Origin of the sequence: Reyranella sp. (genome assembly GCF_004297405.1) — a bacterium.
In the GTDB taxonomy this organism is placed as follows: Bacteria; Pseudomonadota; Alphaproteobacteria; order Reyranellales; family Reyranellaceae; genus Reyranella.
Genome location: NZ_SCVC01000002.1, coordinates 1 through 18,957, shown reverse-complemented (window position 1 = coordinate 18,957; position 18,957 = coordinate 1). Strand labels below are relative to the sequence as shown.

The 18,957-nt window shown below is 56.3% G+C and carries 11 protein-coding genes and 1 pseudogene; 4 read left to right on the top strand and 8 right to left on the bottom strand.

Annotated features, from left to right (window positions below; all coding sequences use genetic code 11):
- The first annotated feature begins 281 nt into the window (after positions 1-281).
- The 3 genes from EPO50_RS00180 to EPO50_RS00170 all read left to right on the top strand — a co-directional run bounded on the left by EPO50_RS00180 (position 282) and on the right by EPO50_RS00170 (position 4,002).
- A complete protein-coding gene (locus tag EPO50_RS00180; RefSeq protein ID WP_296340620.1) occupies positions 282-1,262 on the top strand; it encodes a capsule biosynthesis protein in 981 nt (326 codons plus the stop codon).
- The gene (locus EPO50_RS00175; RefSeq protein WP_296340619.1) at positions 1,246-2,040 is read left to right on the top strand and encodes an ABC transporter permease; all 795 of its coding nucleotides are present in this window, start codon (positions 1,246-1,248) and stop codon (positions 2,038-2,040) included. Before EPO50_RS00180 ends, EPO50_RS00175 begins: the two co-directional genes overlap by 17 nt.
- A 1,134-nt stretch (positions 2,041-3,174) precedes the next feature.
- A complete protein-coding gene (locus EPO50_RS00170; protein WP_296340618.1) occupies positions 3,175-4,002 on the top strand; it encodes a methyltransferase domain-containing protein in 828 nt (275 codons plus the stop codon).
- A gap of 303 nt (positions 4,003-4,305) precedes the next feature.
- On the opposite strand, the pseudogene EPO50_RS00165 reads toward EPO50_RS00170, so the two are convergent.
- The 8 genes and pseudogenes from EPO50_RS00165 to EPO50_RS00130 all read right to left on the bottom strand — a co-directional run bounded on the left by EPO50_RS00165 (position 4,306) and on the right by EPO50_RS00130 (position 17,699).
- Positions 4,306-5,452 (bottom strand): annotated as a pseudogene (locus tag EPO50_RS00165) (IS3 family transposase).
- Between the two features lie 106 nt (positions 5,453-5,558).
- Entirely contained in the window at positions 5,559-6,551 is a 993-nt protein-coding gene (locus EPO50_RS00160) for a class I SAM-dependent methyltransferase (RefSeq protein ID WP_296340617.1), read from the bottom strand.
- A gap of 552 nt (positions 6,552-7,103) precedes the next feature.
- The gene (locus tag EPO50_RS00155; protein ID WP_296340616.1) at positions 7,104-12,569 is read right to left on the bottom strand and encodes a glycosyltransferase; all 5,466 of its coding nucleotides are present in this window, start codon (positions 12,567-12,569) and stop codon (positions 7,104-7,106) included.
- A 235-nt stretch (positions 12,570-12,804) separates the two neighbouring features.
- A complete protein-coding gene (locus EPO50_RS00150; RefSeq protein ID WP_296340615.1) occupies positions 12,805-14,010 on the bottom strand; it encodes an HAD-IIIA family hydrolase in 1,206 nt (401 codons plus the stop codon).
- Between the two features lie 55 nt (positions 14,011-14,065).
- Positions 14,066-15,130, bottom strand: a complete 1,065-nt coding sequence (locus tag EPO50_RS00145) for a GHMP kinase (protein WP_296340614.1) — start codon at positions 15,128-15,130, stop codon at positions 14,066-14,068.
- Positions 15,118-15,357 carry a hypothetical protein gene (locus tag EPO50_RS00140; RefSeq protein ID WP_296340613.1) on the bottom strand — a complete coding sequence of 80 codons (240 nt, stop codon included), beginning with the start codon at positions 15,355-15,357 and terminating at the stop codon, positions 15,118-15,120. Before EPO50_RS00140 ends, EPO50_RS00145 begins: the two co-directional genes overlap by 13 nt.
- 153 nt (positions 15,358-15,510) lie before the next feature.
- On the bottom strand, positions 15,511-16,917 hold the full coding sequence (locus tag EPO50_RS00135; protein WP_296340612.1) for a glycosyltransferase family 1 protein: 1,407 nt from the start codon (positions 16,915-16,917) through the stop codon (positions 15,511-15,513).
- Complete coding sequence (locus tag EPO50_RS00130; protein ID WP_296340611.1) at positions 16,914-17,699, bottom strand: FkbM family methyltransferase; 786 nt, start codon at positions 17,697-17,699, stop codon at positions 16,914-16,916. Before EPO50_RS00130 ends, EPO50_RS00135 begins: the two co-directional genes overlap by 4 nt.
- 434 nt (positions 17,700-18,133) lie before the next feature.
- Between EPO50_RS00130 and EPO50_RS00125 the strand changes: the two genes are divergently transcribed.
- Positions 18,134-18,957: OmpA family protein (locus EPO50_RS00125; protein ID WP_296340610.1), on the top strand; the 824-nt coding region annotated here is incomplete at its 3' end.

Sequence of the window (18,957 nt, the reverse complement as noted above, 5' to 3'; positions counted from 1 at the left end):
CGCAGGGCGACCCTGTATCGCGGCTGGCCCGTATCGCGACGGAAAGGGCCCGATTATAGTGCCCCGGCATGCTGTCCCGATTTCCCTCGCCTACCGGCGCCGGTCCACTCACGGAGACTGCAGGCCAAACCCTCGGCAAGATCCGGCGTCGGCTCTCGCAGGCCGCGTTGCCTCCATGGGTGCGGCGGCGAGCTTGGCTCGTTCTGTTCCTGCCAACCCTGCTGTCGGTCATCTACTTCTTCTTCATGGCCTCGGATCAGTACGAATCGGAGGCCAAGTTCGTGGTCCGCTCGGCCCAGCGCCCGGACAGCCTGGGCGGCCTGTCGTTTCTGGTGCAGCTCGGCCTGCAGCGATCCCAGGACGATTCCTTCATCGTCGAGGATTTCATGCTGTCGCGCGACGCCGTGCGCGACCTTCAGAAGCACCTGCCATTGCGCGACATGTTCAGGACCGACCCGCTTGATTTCATCGCCGGCTATCCGTCGCTGCTCTATGGCCTGCGCGAGGAACGATTTTACAAGTACTTCCAGACCATGGTGTCGGTCGTGCACACCGACAAGACGGGGATATCGACGCTGAAAGTGCGGGCTTTCTCGGCGGAGAACGCCAAGAAGATCGCCGACACGCTCCTGCAGGCGGGCGAGGGGCTGGTCAATCGCCTCAACGAGCGGCTTCTGCGCGACGCCGTGGGGCGGGCCGAAGCGGAAGTGATGGAGGCGCAGAACCGGGTCATCGCCGCGCAGGCCACCTTGACGGCCTTCAGAAACAAGGAACTCCTGATCGATCCGACGAGCAATGCCGTGGCCCTGGCCGAACTCATCGCGAAACTGTCAGGAGAGCTGGCCTCGACCCGTGCCCAGATCGCCGAAGCACGGATGAATGCGTCGACCGGGCCGCAGATTCCGATTCTGGAGCGCAAGGCGATCGCGCTCGACGAGCAGATCGCCTCTGAGCGCGCGCGGGTGGCGCGCAGCTCGGATGGCCTGGCCGACCGGATCGCCACTTACGAGCGCCTCGTGCTCGAGCGCGAATTCGCCAACAAAATGTTGGGCACCAACGAGGCCGATCTGGTGCGCGCGAAGGCGGAAGCCGCCAAGCAGCTTCTGTACCTCGAGAGCATCGTCGAACCGAATCTGGCCGACTATTCGACCCAGCCGAAGCGGTTGCGCAGTGTCTTGACTGTCTTGGGGGCCAATTTGCTCCTGGTCTTGATTGCCTGGCTGGTCTTTACGGGGATCCGCGAGCATGGCGCCAGACACTAGTCGGTCGTCGAGCGGCTGGCGCATTCAGGGGCGCACGATGCATGCACTACTCGTGCGCGACCTCATGATGCGCTATGGCCGTGACAATATCGGCTTTGTCTGGGTCATTCTGGAGCCGATGATCTTGTGTGTCGGCGTCATGTTCATCTGGTCGATCCTCGGCGGTCACGGCAAGGAAGGTATCAAGGTCGTCGAGCTTGTGCTGACAGGCTACATGCCGCTTACGCTCTGGCGGCATCTTACCGGACCGGTCATAGGGATGTTTCGCAACAACGTCAGCATGATCTATCACCGTCGCGTGAGCCTTCTCGATCTCGTGCTTTCGCGACAATCTCTGGAGATCGTCGGCACCACTGCGGCTTTGTTGGTCATTTACCTGTTTCTCGTCACGTCAGGCTTGGCCGGTGGCCTTAAACGTCTGGACCTCGTCATCCTCGGCTGGCTTATGATGGCCTGGATTGGCGTTGCCTTCGGCGCGCTACTCGCCTGCTGGACGGAGCGCCACGAAGTGGCCGAGCGATTCGTGCAGCCCCTCCAGTATCTGAACATTCCGATCTCGGGGGCATTCTTTCTCGTCGACTGGCTTCCGCATTGGGCACAGAACGTGATCATGTACCACCCGCTGGTGCATTGTTATGAAGTTTTCCGGGCTGGATACTTCGGCGACGCGATCGTCAGTCACTACAGCCTCGGCTATTTTACGGTATGTGCTTTCGGACTGTCGTTTTGGGCGCTGCGCTCGGTTCAGCGTATTCGTGCTCATGTTCGACTAAACTAAGGCGAAGTCCATCAAACATGTTCAATGAAGGATTGCTTTACAATCTCTTGCTTGCAAGTATCGCCCTACCCCAATACCTCGACAGATGACTTCGGGGGGGACACGGGCCACAATGAGGTGTCCGTGGAACGGAGCCTTGTTCAGCATTACTTGTGGCAGCGACGCCAGGCCGTCGTCGAAGTCATTCCGCATGTCAGGTGCACCGCTTGCCGGCCAAGTCCACACCCGCGGTGACAACTTTATCACTGGCTAAGCGCTATGGTACTTCGTTGTTTAGCAGAAGTATAGCAATGCTCTCATCGCGATTCGACCACACCTTTCCGAACAACAAACGAAGTGTCTCGCTGCGGCTTGTGTGAAGACCCATCGTGAATTGGTGCGTATCGGGGCAGCGCCGACAATGGTTACTTCACCAACCAGCAATTCAATCCGGCTGACTAGGTCAGGATCACCGATTGATATTTAGGGTTGAGCTTCTGGCGGGGAACTTGTCGGGCGGCGTCCCGGTGCGCGCGGGGCTGTGGCGCACAAGGCTGAGGCTTCACTGGCTTTTCGCGTGCTTCGATGGCGGTGGCGTCGCACGCGATAGGGCCAACCAGCCGATTGACATGACTACGCTCGATCAGCGCTTAGTGCACCCGAACTGGTAGTTGGCCGGTGGCAAACTCGGCAAAGGAATGCGAGCAGGTCGCTTTGTTTGGCATCTTGCTCCGCTGCTCCTTACCGCACGGCCGGCGCAGCGTCAGATCGACGGCAAGCCACGCGACAAGTATCTTGGTTCTGCGAGAGACCGTGTATGCTCTCGGCAACAAAGGGGTGCGCCAGCGCATGACGATTCGACAGCGGCAGCCTCGATCCGTCCGACTTCCAATACCATGATCAGCCGGCGACGGCTGTCCCGCGACGGGCCGACTTCTTGCTTGAGCCACAGAAAAAAGATCGCCTTGAAGGCGACCCCACAGGTTGGGTAGCATCTGCCGCAGAAGCATCTTCGTCCTCATTCTGCTTGGCGTTGGTTGCAAAATCACCATGACAGAACTAGACGGAGTTACCTCCTCCATGTCCTACATTCGGAAGTAATTTAGCGTGCCGAACCCTTTTGCATTCGGCTCTAGAAAATGGGGAATAAATAAAATGGCGACTGTGAAAGAAACCCTTCTTGTCGAAGCAAGAAAAATTATGGACGCGCGAAAGGCTGCCTACGAAAAGATATCTGCGGAAAGTCCTTTTGTAGCAGGGGGAGGACAAATATATCCCTACGACACGCTTGGTTCCAATCTGGATCTTATGTTTTCGTTATTTCAAAAGTCGGGATTCATTTCAGACCTAGAAAGCAATGCCATCAAGACCGTCTGTGATATCGGATGCGCTAACGGTGAGCTGGCTTTAACGTTCGCAGCCAGCGGATTTGATACTACTGCGATCGACTACACCTTCAAGCATGACCGTGCGCCGTACGTTGCAAAACGCTTCTCTGAAGAGCTGGGCTTGCGCGTGGCGGTAGCCGATCTTTCAGTTGATAAACCGTTCACTATTGGTGATGTGAAAGATTCTTTGATCACAGATGTTTCAACCGACTTTTCGAATGAGTTTCGTTTCGATTTAGTCATTTGTTTTGGTCTGCTCTATCATCTTAAAAACCCCTATAGCTTTGTTGAAAGTCTAGCTCGCATTTCTAAACGAGTGCTGTTGGGCACCTGGGTCATTACCCATCTCCCCGACCTCCGAGTGAAAGTAGATGCTGATCCTGTTGCGTGGCTCTTGGATGCACAAGACAATAGTGATCCAACTAATTATTGGTTTCTGACGGAAGCTGCTTTTCATAGAATTGTACGTCGGTGCGGCTTTGATATTGAGGCGAGTTTCAACATCCCCAATCCCAACAACCCTCTAGAGGTTGCTGTCCCTAATAGAGCTGACCTTGGAATTCGTAGTTTTGTGGCGTTGCGGACTAGTTCCTGAAGAGCCGATGGCAAAACTCCAGAGGAAGAGCAGCCTGGTTAGCGGAGAGGTCGGTATGACGACGCGGGGCGACGCGCCGCTCGTCTTCTGCTGGAGTCATGTGCGTCGCAAGTTCTACGAGCTGGCAACGCCGGGCTCCCCGCCGTTCGCTGCCGTGGATTGCCGAGCTCCTATCGGATCGAGGCGGTTTGGCCGAGGAGCGCCACGTGGTGCGCCAGTGGTGCAGCTTGCCGCTTAAGCGTCTTGACCTGCTCCCTGTATCTCTTGCATCAGCAGCTTGAGTCTGTTCCGCTTTTGCTCTCGTTAGTGGTGCGACGGGGCGGGGCGCGAAGCCCCTGGATCGAGCGCAACGTCCTGCTCCGTCGCTCTGGAGGGGCTGCGCGTAGCGCCGAACACCGCCAGAGGCAACCTGCCCAACCGACCGTACGGCCTTATCGTATTGTAGTCGATGCGCCAGGCTTCGACGACCCACCGAGCGTCGGCCAGGGTGGTGAAGACATGCTCGTTGAGGCATTCGTCATGCTGGCGGCCGTTGAAGCTTTCGACGAACGCGTTCTGCTTGGGGTGGCCGAGCGCGATGTAGTGCCATTCGATCCAATGATCGGCCGCCCGGCGAAGAACAGCATTGCAAGTCAGTTCGGTGCCATTGTCCGACACGATCATTGCCGGCTTGCCGCGCCAGGCCATGATGGCCTTGAGCTCCCAGATGACGCGCAGCCCCAACAGACAGAGGTCGGGAACGGTCGCCAGGCACCCACTGTTGAAGCCATCGATCACGTTGAGCAGGCGGAACTGGCGACTATTGGCGAGCTGATCGCTCACGAAGTCCAAGGGCCAGCGCTGGTTCAACGCTTGCGGCGCGGCGATCGGCGTACGAGCGCCGATGTTGCGGCATCGGCTGCGCCGCCGCTTCACCGACAGGCCTTCCTTTCGGTACAGCCGATAGACCTTCTTCTTTAGGCTTATCTTCGCGCTCCAGCAGCCACCCCAAACGCCGATAGCCGAACCGTCGGCGGAGTCCAGCCAAGGCTCGTAGCCGTTCGCGTAAGAGGCCATCGTCGGCCTGGCGCGAGCGGTACCGGTAGTGGCTCACATCCATCCCAATTAGCCCCCGCAAGCCCGGCGCTGGCTCAATCGGTAGACCCGTTGCACGTGATCCACTGACCGACGCCGAAACGCGGGCCTCAGAACCTTCCCGAGGCGATATCCTTCAACGCCGTATTGTTAAGCATCGCCTCAGCCCGCAGCTTCTTCAGCTTGCGATTCTCTTCTTCCAGGGACCGCAGGCGCTTAGCGCCCGACACCTGCAGGCCGCCATAACGGCGGCATCAATTGTAAAGCGTCGCGCCGCAAATCCCATGCTGCAGCACAGATCCGCTGGCTTCGCTCCCGCCTCGTGCTGCCGCAGGATCCTGATGATCTGCTCGTCTCTAAACCGATTCCGCTTCATGTCCGTTCTCCTCGAACGGACTCAACCTTACTACGTCAGAGTTTTTCGGGAGCAGGTCAATTGGAGAAAATCAATTCACCCAAACGATGTACGATCGCAAGAGAAACTATTGTAACCGACGCAAAGTCACCCCCAAGAACGTCATCGTTCCATTGAATGGGCGACCACGCGTCAACATTCGAAATTCAAAAAAAGAAGTATGGGACTTACTCGTGAAAGGTACCTTTATCATCTCAGTTCTGAGAGCTTTTGCCCCTTCCCTTCCCAGCAGTTCAACCGAAGCAATTGCAATAGCTGTTTCGGCCACCTCCAAGGCCAATGACGAACTGAGACTTTCTTCTGACAATCCCTCTGTTTTGATATGAAAACAGGCTTCGTATACCCCTGGCGGTATGTGAATGTAGGGCCCATAAATCACGTAGGCATCGGTGACTGAGAAATCGGTAACTATCTGGATCGGATTCGTTCGCCCGAGTAGCGTGTTAAAATCCGCCGCTGGATAAACAGTCGAGCCCAAAAACCATGTCGGTCCCTGGATTTTCTGTAGCACCAGCTCGATTTCAAAGCATCCACTAGGCTCTTCATCCTGTTTGCGTGTGTAGTCATAGCCGGTATCGTTATCTTTGAAATGACGAATGCGATAAGTATTTGGCTCAAACGCCGCTTCTACTTCCTGCAATAAACTAGCAGGCGTGTAGTAGCGCTTGTGATCGTAGTTGAAGCGTGGAGGCAGCTTGAGTTTTTTCTCATACAAAAATTGATGCGGTACGGCGATCACGAGATATCCGCCTGACTTTAGAACACGAAACCACTCTCGAAGCGCACCAATAGAGTCTTCGATATGCTCCAGTGTATGGCTCGAATAGACAGCATCCTGCGATTCATCATTGAATGGAAGGCGTACGCCATCGTAGTTTGGATAGTCGACATCGATACCGATCGCTTGCTGGACGATGGGTACTACATCTCCATAGTATCCTTTAAACCCAACTTCCAGGATCGACCCTCCAGAGAGGTATTGGTCGATGAAGCCACTCCGAAGCTTTTCAGCGTAGCTCTTTCTCGATTCCGTTCCGACCGGTCGATTGGGATCTAGCATTTCTCTCCTCGGCATTGGCGCTATTTCTCAAGTTGGATTGACGCTCTCGGCTCTGGACCTTGTCCTTGCTTAGAGTTTTTCCGTGGATCAGCCGGAACCTGCACGTCCAGGCGACAAATCTGTCCTAGGTCGTATTCGTACTACCGTCGAATCTTTAGCCTACAGCCTTCACTAGAACACTGTTGCCAATCACGCTACTCGGCCGCTCGCGTGCTTCAGGTATCAGGCCTGCGATGTTCGAAGGATCTAATTGGTGGTGCCAGGCGATTAACGGGGAGAGGGGCAGAACGAGCGATAGTTGCCACTGAAGATGGCAAGCATTTCCCACATTTTGAGGCAACTGGTCCATTGAAGAATAGAATGCGAGAAGAGGGGGCTTCTTCTCGGAGCGGAATGTGAACGCTTCCTCTGCTGCCTCCAGTGCAGCAGCCCGCGACTGACGGAGACGGAGATTCGTAGATGCCGACATCTCAAAAGATCAAGCTGTAGATTAAGAATCCTAGGCATGATCACTCCAACCGTCAAATCTACCCATTCGATACCCAAAGATTCTTAGTCATTTATCGCCAGCGCTTGGGTGATCGCGAGAAGTCGCTTAGCCGAACGCTTCCAGCTATTTTCACTCAACCATTCCGAAGTGCGTTGCTGCTGTTCAGCTCTTCGCGCTGAGTCGCGTAATAGATCGATGATGCTGCTTGCTATTTCATCTGCGCCATGGCTAGCGAATCGCGATACTGCCCTACCAACATCATCGAAAATTCCAATAGGCGTAACCATCACCGGAACACGACTTGCGATTGCTACTCGCACTGCTCCACTCGCTGACTCTTTAGTTTCCTTATAGGGAAGAATTATCGCGTCGCATGCGGATAGAAGGTGTAGCGAATTTTCGTCTTCCAGAAAATCGGTATGCCATTCGACAGAGTCGGCGACGCCCAAACCGTCCGCAAGGTCCTTGCATCTTTGAATCTCGTCAGCCGAAGCCGTTGATGGGAATTGTGCTGTGACGAACCGCAGACGTGCGTGCGGCCATTGTCTTTTCACTTGAGCAAATGCCCGCAACAAGATGTCAAAACCCTTGTGGGCAAAAAAGAATCCGTAGGTTCCGAGAAGTGGGGCGCTGTCTTTTGCCAGTGTTCTCGGCACCGGAACTGTCCGTTCGTGCCCTGTCGCACCGACAGGCAGCAAGGTAACGTTGTTCACAAGACCCATCTGCTTCATGAGATTGAGATCATGAATACTGTGCACAAGGAGCCTCGAGGCTTCTGCAAGCCCCTTGATAACGTCCGCTCGTCGCGAATCCCCCCATTCAATCAGTTCGCGAACGTTATGAAGCTCAACGACTGTGTTGCGCCGTGAAACACGGCGATCCCTGAGAAGATCCACAAGACTATCGTACCCTATGAGACCGGGATGATGTTGGATGACGACTACATCAACTTGTAAGGCCTCTATCTCACGTGCCCAGTTCTCGACATTCGCAGGATCGTAGATCCTCCACGTTGCACGTGCACTGGGCATGTTCGCGGTTCGAAAATCCTTTGGCTCGGTCCGGTCATCGCAAAGAATTTCGATTCTAGAATGGGCTTCTGGCACGTGCTCGAGCATAAGGTGCGAGTGGGTGGCAATTCCGCAACGAACTCTCCATGTGGAAATCCACGCAATCTTTGGCGCCTCGACGACGTCGCGAAGAGCTACGTCCAGTGCGCCTTCGATGATGCGCGGCGCTGTTGGATTCCCTTCAACCAGCCCCTTGGCGGTCTCTCTCCCGTTGGCAATCCGAGTCCTGCTAGCCGGCGAATTCCGCGCGCCAAAGGTTTCTCGCATCGCCTGCCGCAAGTCGTCGACACTCGGTTCCGCCCACACTGACCATGGTGCGCTGACATGCGCATCTGACTTCGCGAGAGAGAAGTCAATCAGACGCGCATTGCTCGCGTTCGCGAAGTCGAGATGCGCGCCCCATCCCGTCACGATCAGTGCTAGCCCTGCAGCAAGCGCCTCGGCAGCGCCCAAGTTGAAACCTTCTCCGCGTGCCGGCAACACCATGGCGTCGCTGTTCATGTAGAGACGCGCCAGTGCAGGAAAGGCAAGATCTTCGTTGACAAGCTGAATTTCCGCCATCTCTGGCTTGGAAGCGCGCAAGCCAGCAATTTGCTCCTCAACATTGTTATGTGGGTTAGGGAACGTCTTGATGATCAACCTTACGTTATCGGAAGCCGAAAATTCTTCCGCGTATGCTTTTAGCAGAACATCCACGCCCTTTCTTGGAAAGCAAGATGAGACATGGAGGAAGGTAAACGCGTCTCTTGATTGACTGCCCGTAGGCCTTCTAACTTCACGCTCGTCGCCTATCTTGAAGAAGGGCTCAAGATTGAGTGGCATGCCAATGCACTTGACGGGAATCACAACGCCCGAATCAATCAGAGCCTTTTCAACAAAGGTGGTATGGACAAACACGCAATCGAATTGCTCGTTCAACGTCTGGACTAGACCATCCGGGACGAGACTTTCCTCCCAAGGCACGACGGCGATCTTCAAATCAGCCGAATTGTCTGGGATCCAATATGGCCAGTGTTGTGAAATGACGATCTCACGTTTGCCTCGCCTAGGACGGCGTGCTGCGAGCGCAACGATGTTCGCTCTTTCAGCCGTTGGGATACCTACCAGCTGCCGAACCGGCTTTTCGTCTTCCACTTGTAGGATACGCACCGCGCCAGGCAGTGCCTTGTCTATCGAAAGCGCAAGCTGCCGATTGACTGCAGCAAGGCTGTAACTGCCCTTAATGTGACCCGCGATAACAAACCGAAAGTCCCGAGTAACAAGATTTCGAGTAACTTCGATATCGTCGCCTGCATCGCCTTTAAATGCCAGAGCTTCAGCCAGCGCCAGTCTAGCTTCCTGAGTATCACTTGCGACGTAGGCCACCCCTTGGAGCTCGATGTTCGGCGTACCTCTCTGGCGTTCAACGAAATGCCTTGAGGCACTCGTCGCTTTGTCTACGAGCAAATCGAGTTCAACTACTCCGCCTTCACCAACAGTACAGTGGGGTATCCGCAGTGCCAAAGTTGCTCCGCTCGCCAGCGCAACCTCCCTCGACATAACACCACATGTCGATCGAATTTGGACGAGAGCATCATACCGACTGGATGCATTGTGGATCTTCGCGGCTAAACTTGCTTTAGCACCTTGCTGCAAGCGCGTTCTAAGGCAGAATCTTCCCTCGGAATCGACAACCCACGTCGCTCCTTGATTAATTGTACGCCAGCCGCATCCCAAAGCGACATGCTTCCTCGATAGGGTAAAGTCTAGGGCGCTCTGGCCAAGCTCGCACCGGTTGGCGGCGAATCTTGGATCGACACTGGACACACCTACGAGCTCCGACTGTTCCACCGCTAATCGCTCGTCATCGATTGCGCGATAGATCAGCTGTATCAGGCTGACATAAATCGAACGGGATTCTCCCCACCAAGGTTTGGCAAGATGTCCACCGAGTTTCAATGAAAGCGCGATGTATCCTCTTTCATCGGCCCGGCAATCCAGCGAAACGAGGAACTTCTTGCAGATGATTTCGCGATGACGACCAGGTGGCCACGTTGACTCGGTAAAGTTGTTTCCTGGCACAACAATCGTCGTCTCAGCACCGCACGACGAGCGGACAGTTAACGTATTATGCTCTATCCAGGGGGTTGGCCAAAACTGTAGAACCACGCGGAAAGTCTGGCGGTGAGAGGTATCGACGCGGAGCCGAATGTCGGCGCTCTGGCCATCGATCCACGCTCCCCAGTCTTCCGGCTCACACCACCCACGAGCAAGCATCAAGTTGCTCGCAGTTGATTCTGCCTGCAGCTCGAACGGTGGAAGTGCGTCTCCCCAAGACCATTCTCGCTCACGAACTTGTGGCCGAAGTGCCCTGTTCGCTGGCGCATAGAGTTGCTTCGGCTCGTCAGCTTGTTCGAGCGTGGCGATGCTCCGTAAGAAGTCAGCTGCGAAATCACTCAATGATCGTGGCTTAAATGACTCTCGTATCTTCTGCTCTCGCCGACGTACTTCATCGCGGTCGAGGATCAACCGCCGTAGAGTTTCCGCTGTTGAGCGCACGCTGCAGGGATCAATATAAATTACGAAGTCCGTGCCGACCTGTGCCATCGACGTCGTTTCCGAGGCGACGCAGAATTTCCCTCTCGATAGACTTTCGCCTACTGGTAGTGCCCATCCTTCGGCATGGGAGGGAAATATAGTGAAGAGACAACTATCATAGAGACCGTCAATCTCTTCGGCGGACGGTTCCTCAGCAATAAGAACATGGCCATTTAAATCGTCGGTTTGGCGAAGAAGCCGCATCATTCGATCTATGTCGTGACCTTTGCGACCAGCTAACACGAGAACCGGGACGTCGACGCCAGTGTCAAGGAGAGTCCGCCATACATTGACGAGAAGCTCCTGGTTCTTTTGCGCGCATATTGAACCAACGCATAGGACAAACTCGCGTCCCTCTAGCGTATCGAGGGTTTCGCTGGCTTTCTCGTGAGCCGACGAAACTGGATACTTGAATGAATGGGCGAGAGGAACTGCTCGAATTGGAATGTCTGGAAAGTTCCCTCTCCGACGGAGTCGTTTGGTTTCCGCTGCCGTGTGATCGGAGTTGGCTATGACAAAATCAACTTGAGCAAATGCCTCTGCGGTCGCCGATGCAAATTGCATTGTGAACGCGGGGTCGTTTAGTTCCTGATGGGTAAGTGGAACAAAGTCATGCGCAAGAATACCCAATCGCACGCCCGATTGCTTTAATCGGTCGAAGAAAACGCCGGGCTTGGGGATTTGATGTAGAGATCCTGTCGCAACATAGATGTCGCCCGCGCGGGGAAGCGAAAGAATTGAGCTCTCTCGCGTAGAATTCACCACGCGTCGCTGATAGTCGAGATCCCCATTTCCATCGACAAAGACTTTTACCAGCGTCAGCAACCCATCTTTCGGCAAGGTCCAAAGAAGTTCGTGTCGTCGAAAAGTTGCCCTTGGGAGGGGGGGCGATCCGCTCTGTCGGGTTAATAGCTCCAAAATTCCCACTTGAATTTGTGGAATGTCAGAGATCTCTGTCGCCTCCGTCATAGCATCGAGCAAATCGCTAACGTCGATATATAGACACGGACTTTCCAGAGTAGGCGCTCGTACTAGTTCGTCCAGCTTCTCGTATGGCGAAAGACGACGCAATTCATCAGCAGACCCTAGCGCTGACCTTAAAATAAAGGATCGGCGATAAGCGTCAGCTGCTTCACGTAGACGATCCTGAAGTTTGAGAACATGTCCCAGTTGCAAGTGAAGATCGGAATCTTCCGGGACTATTTGGAGAGCCTTTCGATAGGCTTTCTCGCCACCGATCAGGTCACCGCTCTCCTTTAAGCAATGACCGAATTGGACCCAAATCCCGGCGTCCTTCGGCTTCGACTGAAGATAACCCTTATAGTAAGCTCCAGCTTGTCTCCAGGCCTTGCCGTCGCGCGCCTTGTCGCCAAGTCGGCGAAGCTCTGCGGGTTTTCTACCTGCAACAAGAGCGTCGTCGATCTCGGCGCGACCGTTCGTTGCCTTGGGCTCCCTCCAGTGAACTCGGATGGCCTCAAACTCTAACACGGCGTGTGCGTTCTTGGGATTAAGCACGAGCGCCCGATGGTAGGAAGAAGCTGCTAGCGAAAAGTTCCCTAGCAGCTTGTGCAAATGCCCAATTTGAAGATGAAGATCGTCGTCTGTTGGCGTGATTTCTTCGACAGCCCTATATGCAATGCTGGCGGCTTCGTAGCTTCCCATTTCCTTGTATGCATGGCCGAGCTGTACGGCGGCACCAACCTCGGTGGGGAAAAGGTCTACAATCTGTCGATACTTGGTGGCCGCGCTCGGCCAGTCTTTTCGATCACGCGCTGCGTCCGCTTCTGCAAACAGGACCGACAACTTGTCGCGTGAACGCTGACGCCTGCGCCAAAGCGCGAGTAGACCAGAGCCCTTCTTCGTCAATCGAATGTCAGTCATTGAAACCAAGTCCTTTGTCAACTCTTAACGATCCCTGTCTCTGCGAGCTCGTCAATTACGCATGAAGTGGATCCTAGCATTGGGGTTACGGGAGCGGTTCGGCAGATGGAAGCCGTAGGGCCTGCTCTTCCTAAAAAGCCAAAAGTTTAGTCGGTTGGAGTCCCTTTAGCGTTACTATAAGTGGCGAAGCTATGAGGAGATAGAGCCAGAAAAGACTGGAGTCACAGCAGTGCAGCTAGATGATCTTCGCTTCCCTAATAAACTTCCACAGGTCACCACCCTTGAAGAGGTGAGCCTTCAGGCCTGCTCCTCGTCCTGCTTCCACATCAGATAGCTTGTCTCCGATAATGTGACTCTTAGGAACGTCCACATTCCACGATTTACAGAGATCCAAGATCATGCCGCTGGCCGGCTTGCGCCAATTCGAGTTGCTTCGATAGGCGTCGATTCTACCCTGCGGATGAAAAGGGCAATAGCGAATATCATCGAGATGGGCGCCGTGCTTTCTCAGTTCCTCTTGCATCCATCCATGCAATTCGGCGACTGCGGCTTCAGAATAGTAGCCGTGTGCTACGCCGGCTTGATTCGTTACAAGGAAAACGAAGTAGCCCGCATCATTGAGCGCGCGCACAGCTTCTTTGGCGCCAGGCATCCATCGAAAACGCTCAACCTGCCCAACATAGCCGTCGTCGAAATTGAGTACGCCGTCGCGATCCAAGAATACAGCAGGTCGGCACATTTGAAGGGGAACTTGTCTCTGCGCAAATTCGTAGGAGGTCGGAATACCGATATCGATGAAAAAGCCAGAGTGGATCGTCGCGGCGACAGTATGCGTCTGGCAAAGTGCCGGTAAGATGTCCGCTTCGAGAGAGCATTTCTCCGAGAGCTGCGAGAAGATCTCATGTCGAAAAAAATACACACCGGCACTTATCAGAGCCTGCTTCGCGTTCGGCGAACGCTCCGCAAAAGAGATAATCCTTCCGTTTTCGACGAGTACAGTTCCATAACGATTTGGATTCTCCAGATGGCGCAGCGCCAGTGAGGCGATTGCTTCGGGCTTTGTACTTGCGATAGTTGCGGCGACCAGCAGATTCATATCGATCCACGAGTCGCCGTTTATCAGAAGAAAGTTTTCCGCTGCGATATGCCGAGCGTTATAGAGGCCTCCTCCGGTCCCCGCTGGTTCTCTTTCGACAACGACAGAGAGCTTCAGTCCAAATCGCTTTGCGACGGGATTGTCGCGAACATAATCCGCGACCTGATCGGCCTGAAACGACGCTAGTAGAACAACATCCTTAAAGCCATGACGGCCCAGTTCGAATAGCAGTACGTCCAAGAAAGGGCGTGAACCCACTTTCAACAAAGGTTTCGGCGTCGCCGCCGTCAGGGAGCCAAGGCGCGTACCCAAGCCGCCACAGAGAATCATTGCCTGCGTGAGCATTTGTTTCGTGCCTCAGCCAATCTAACCCAATCCAATCGCGCCGCGTCTTCTCCCGCTAACCCTCGCGTCTTGCATGCCAGGTTTCGCAACCCATATCTGTTAGCTTGACGGGGCTTGCTTGCGCTCCTGCTTGGTTCAATGCTGTGACAAGGCGATATCGCTCCTCAGGTGGCACGATGAACATCATGTAGCCACCGCCACCGGCACCGGATACCTTGCCGCCCAATGCGCCAGATGTACGGCCAATCTCGTAGAGCGAGTCGAGGTGCGCATTCGTTACAGCGCTGGCAGTGGCCTTCTTTGAGATCCACGAACGATTGAGAATTGTCGCCATCTCGTCGACTTTGCCTTGCAGGAGCGCCCGCTTCATTTCAATAGCATCGGCTTTCAACTGGTGGAGTGCATCGATCGTTCGAGGCGTACCTGACTTCATCCCTGCCGTCTGATTGTCGATAATGGTCGCTGATTCTCTAGATTGGCCCGAAAAGCATACGACAATGGAGGTCTCGATCTCATTCAGGATCGTATCCGGCATTCGGAGCGGATTCACGATCACCCGATCTCCTGCCAAGAATTCAATGAAATTCACACCACCGAAGGCCGCGGCGTATTGGTCTTGTTTTCCGCCTGCAAAACCAAGGTCGATGCGTTCTATGACGAAAGCCAAGTGCGCAACATCATAAGGGCCGAGCGGCACTTTCAGGTATGCGCGTAGGACGTCGACAAGTGCGACAACCAGAGCTGAAGACGAACCTAGTCCTGAACCGGCGGGGGCGTCCACGTTCGTCGTGATGGTCGCCGGAAAAGGAATCCCGTTGCAGAATTCATACACGAAGTGGCGATAGACCCCAGCATGAAGCGCAAGCTTGCTGTTAGCGACGGCACCAACAGGAAAAGTTTCCTCGATGCCCAAATCAACTGCACGGAAGACGACGTTGCTGTCATCGCGGCCCGAGATGAAAGCATAGGCATATTTGTCGATCGTGCAGTTAAGCACGGCGCCACCATAGTCCTCGCAATAAGGGGAAAGATCCGTGCCGCCACCTGCCAACCCTAAACGCAGCGGCGCGCGAGCACGAAATGTAGTGCGCAAAGCATCATGGCCGTTTAGTTGTGCCATTGCACGTCTCTCTTCAATTCTTCATCTATCATGCTGTTGGCCCGGTTGGTGAGCGTAGCCTTGCCGAAACGACTCCAATCGGTCGTCTGCTTCCTAAACTGCTGCGCTTTGATGAGCACGCCAGTCGTATGGCCGATAACCTCGTGAACCAACGGAGTGTCAGGAGTAAAAACCGATGACCCCTGGATGCAGCGGTCGCCGATTGCAGCAAAGGTTTCTCGTGTCATTAGGTCTTTGAACGCGCTGCATAAAAGAACGTGCGCTTCTCATCAGTCCCTGCTGGGTGCTCGTCAACATTCTGAACCCCTTCGGACATTGACCTGCCATCTGACCTCAATCAGAGGGCGACGCAGTTTCGTAGCGAAGTCGACCAAAAACTTCTAGCGCAACCTTTCGTAGAGTTGGTTGAGCCGCGCTTCATATGGATCCGGAGAGAATTGTTGGGCCTGAACGCGGCCGCGTTGCTGCAATTCATTTCGAAGATCGGCATCGGCCTCTATGGCAATGATGCCGCGCATGATGTCATCGATCGAGTAGGGATCGACAATCAATGCCGATTCACCTGCCACTTCAGGCAATGAGGATGCATTTGAAGTGAGGACAGGTGTCCCCAATGCCATCGCCTCGATCACCGGCAGGCCAAACCCTTCGTAGATTGATGGAAAGAGAAGAGCCCGCGCACCCCGGATGAGAGTCACAAGCTGATCGTGCGGTAGAAACTCGAGCCGCCGCACTTGCCGCTCGCGGCGCACAACGTTGCCGTCGATGCGGAAGTTGGTGAAGCGCTCGTCGCGGATCTTGCGCAGGTCGGCGCGGTTCTGCCAGCCGCTGCCGCCGGCGATGATCAGGGGCAGCTTGCTGCCCGAGGCGGCATAGGCGTCGACCAGGCGCGAGACGTTCTTCTTGGGCTCGATGGCGCCGTAGAAGAGGAAGTAGCCGCCGAAGTCGAGGCCGAACAGCTTGGCGAGATCGTCGGCCACTTCCCCGTCGGTGCGGTCCAGCAGATGGGTCGGGATGTCGACCGCCTGATAGGTGTTGGTCACGCGGTTTTCGTCGATGCCGAGAAACTCGACGATGTCGCGACGGGAATGCTCCGACACTGTTACGATGTGGTCGGCGGTGCGGGCGAGGGAGGTCAGCAGGCGGTAGAAGTATTTCTTGTTGTCGAGCGTGGTGTAGGGCAGCCGCAGCGGCACCAGGTCATGGATGGTGTAGACGTTGGGGCAGCCGCGCACGGCGAGCGGCACAGGGTGCGTCGCATGGAAGATCGATGGCCGCTCCGGCACTTTGACGGAGGCCGCCCGACCATAGAGTTTGAAATGCATCATGCTGACGTCGATCAGCCGTGTCGAGGCATAGGCGCGCCGGAAGGGGCGCAGGGCGTCGGCGATCGGGCCAGTTACTAGGCCACTGCGCGGCAGCTCGACCGGCCGCATACCGCCCAGGGCATTGAACGGGTAGTTGAGCGTGCGCCAGGCGACCTGGAAGGGCGAGAGCCATTCGTTGTCGTCGATGGCGTCGAAGGCCAGGATCTCGTTCAGGGCGTCCTGGCCGCGCGATAGGCCGCGCTCGACGCCGAACAGGCCGTCGACCGCGTAGCCCAGGCGGCCGGCGGCCTGGGCCAGCGCGCGGGCATACGTGGCGATTCCGGTGCCGCCTTTGAAGGTGAGATTGTGCGCCTCGTAGAGGATTGTGCCGCGCGTTGCGTCGGCTGCCTTGGATGCAGTTTTATCGGCACCGGAGGCGGCAAGAGGTGGGATATTGGACCGGGCAAGCAGATCGGTCATTCGAACACCAACAGCCGGTCCTCGTAGGTAGTCCGATCGAGTACTGAGATGCGGTCGAGGGGGACAACGTCGCCGTGGAGGTTGAGTTCCCGAGCGTCTCCATAATGGGCCAGCAGGCTGTCGAGGAAAGCCTCCGGCTCGGCATAACGGGCGGCGTTGAACTCGAGCACGATGAGTGGCCGGTCGCGGGCGATGAGCTGCTGCATGCCGGCGACGATGCCCTGCTCGCCGCCCTCGGCATCGATCTTCACCAGATCGACCTTGGGATAGCCGAGCGCCACCTCGTCGAGGGTGACGGTGGCTACCTCGACGGTCGTGCCGCCGGGCAGGTCCGGCTGGCCAACCAGGCTGGCGTTCTTGGGCTCTCCGTGAGGAGCGTAGAGCCAGGCGCGGCCGGCGCTGGCGCCGAGCGCGTGAGGCACCAGCCGGGTCCGCGCGCCGTGGCCGGACAGGTTCACCGATTCCTGCAACAGGGACGCCGCCTCCGGGTTCGGTTCCACGGCGAGGACGCGGCCAGTGGCACCGACCGCCTCGCCCATCAGCAGCGTGTAGTAGCCGAAGTTGGCGCCGACATCGATCACGGTCATGCCGGGTTGCACGCGGGTCGCCAGGAACTGCGTCAACCACATCTCCCAGTAGCCATCGAGCATGACGTGGCAGGCGAAGCCGCGGTCGGCGCTGCGCAGGAACATCTTGTGCCGGCCCAGCACGCGGGCAAGCACCACGCCATCGCCGAGATAGGCGGTCTGGACGCGCCTGCGGATGGCGGATTCCAGAGTCATGCGGGACCAGGTGGCGAGATGGTGGGGGTGCAAATCCAGAAGCATACGATCAACAACCTGCGCCGGCTGCCGAAACTGGGCCGCCGGGATTTATGTGAGAGAAGAAAGAGGGCGAACTCCTCCCATCAATCGTGGCCTGTATAGGCTGCGAAAAAGATGAATGCCACTTTCGCCGGACATCCTCCTTTTTGACGCGTGCGAAGGAGCGATAGGGTTTGCTCTAGGGGAGTGGAAGGATTTACTTGAGGGAGGCAATTCCCAGCCAAATTTGAGTAAAATGAGGCATCTCTGTGTGGCCTCGATGCCACACAACCTTACAGAGATGATTTCCTGTGCAGCAAAGGGCTAAACAAAGGCAGGAAAATCCTTATTATCGATCCCGAGTTCAGCCGCTCCATTACGCCGTACGTCAATCGGGAGATACAACCGTGAAAATGACCAAGGTTTTCCTGGCCGCCGCGTCGCTCGCCGCACTGCCCGTGGCAGCCCAGGCGCAGATCAACGCCCAGCCGGGCATCTATGTCGGCGCCGGTGGCGGCCTTGCTTGGGGCATCGGCTCCAACAGCAACGCCTCGACCTCGACCGGTTTCGCCCTCGGCGGCCAGATCGGCTATGACTTCGTCGGCCCGCGCGTTGAAGTCGAAGTGGGCTACGGCCAGCTGCCGACCAACGTCAACATCCCCGGCACCGCGATCACCGGCAAGGTCGGCCAGCTCTCCGCGATGGCCAACGTGCTGTATGACTTCATGCCGACCTCGACCATCACGCCGTTCGTCGGCGTCGGTGCCGGTGTCGCTTTCGTCGACAGCAATGCCTCGCTGGGCAGCACCCAGTTCGCCTACCAGGCGATCGTCGGCGTCGCCTACAACATCAGCGAGTCGATGCGCTTCCAGGTTCAGGGCCGGTACTTCGGCACGACGAACCCGAGCGTGAACACCCCGTTCGGCAACGTCAGCTACCAGAACCAGAACATCCTGGCGCTGGCCGGCATCACCTGGAAGTTCGGCGTGACCCCGCCGCCGCCGCCGCCGGCCGCTCCGGTCGTTGCGCCGCCGTCGTACATGGTGTTCTTCGACTGGGACCGCTCGAACCTGTCGGCCCAGGCTCTGAACACGATCAAGCAGGCTGCCCAGGCCTTCAAGACCAAGGGCAACGCGCGGATCACGGCGACGGGCCACACCGATACGTCGGGCTCGGAGCAGTACAACATGGCGCTGTCGCTGCGCCGTGCGAACGCTGTGAAGGACGCTCTGGTGCG

Excerpts from the sequence above, each read along its gene's own strand:
- EPO50_RS00175 (WP_296340619.1), top strand. The coding sequence starts at position 1,246 with ATGGCGCCAGACACTAGTCGGTCGTCGAGCGGCTGGCGCATTCAGGGG.
- EPO50_RS00170 (WP_296340618.1), top strand. The coding sequence starts at position 3,175 with ATGGCGACTGTGAAAGAAACCCTTCTTGTCGAAGCAAGAAAAATTATG.
- EPO50_RS00160 (WP_296340617.1), bottom strand. The coding sequence starts at position 6,551 with ATGCTAGATCCCAATCGACCGGTCGGAACGGAATCGAGAAAGAGCTAC.
- EPO50_RS00155 (WP_296340616.1), bottom strand. The coding sequence starts at position 12,569 with ATGACTGACATTCGATTGACGAAGAAGGGCTCTGGTCTACTCGCGCTT.
- EPO50_RS00150 (WP_296340615.1), bottom strand. The coding sequence starts at position 14,010 with ATGCTCACGCAGGCAATGATTCTCTGTGGCGGCTTGGGTACGCGCCTT.
- EPO50_RS00145 (WP_296340614.1), bottom strand. The coding sequence starts at position 15,130 with ATGGCACAACTAAACGGCCATGATGCTTTGCGCACTACATTTCGTGCT.
- EPO50_RS00140 (WP_296340613.1), bottom strand. The coding sequence starts at position 15,357 with ATGACACGAGAAACCTTTGCTGCAATCGGCGACCGCTGCATCCAGGGG.
- EPO50_RS00135 (WP_296340612.1), bottom strand. The coding sequence starts at position 16,917 with ATGACCGATCTGCTTGCCCGGTCCAATATCCCACCTCTTGCCGCCTCC.
- EPO50_RS00130 (WP_296340611.1), bottom strand. The coding sequence starts at position 17,699 with ATGACTCTGGAATCCGCCATCCGCAGGCGCGTCCAGACCGCCTATCTC.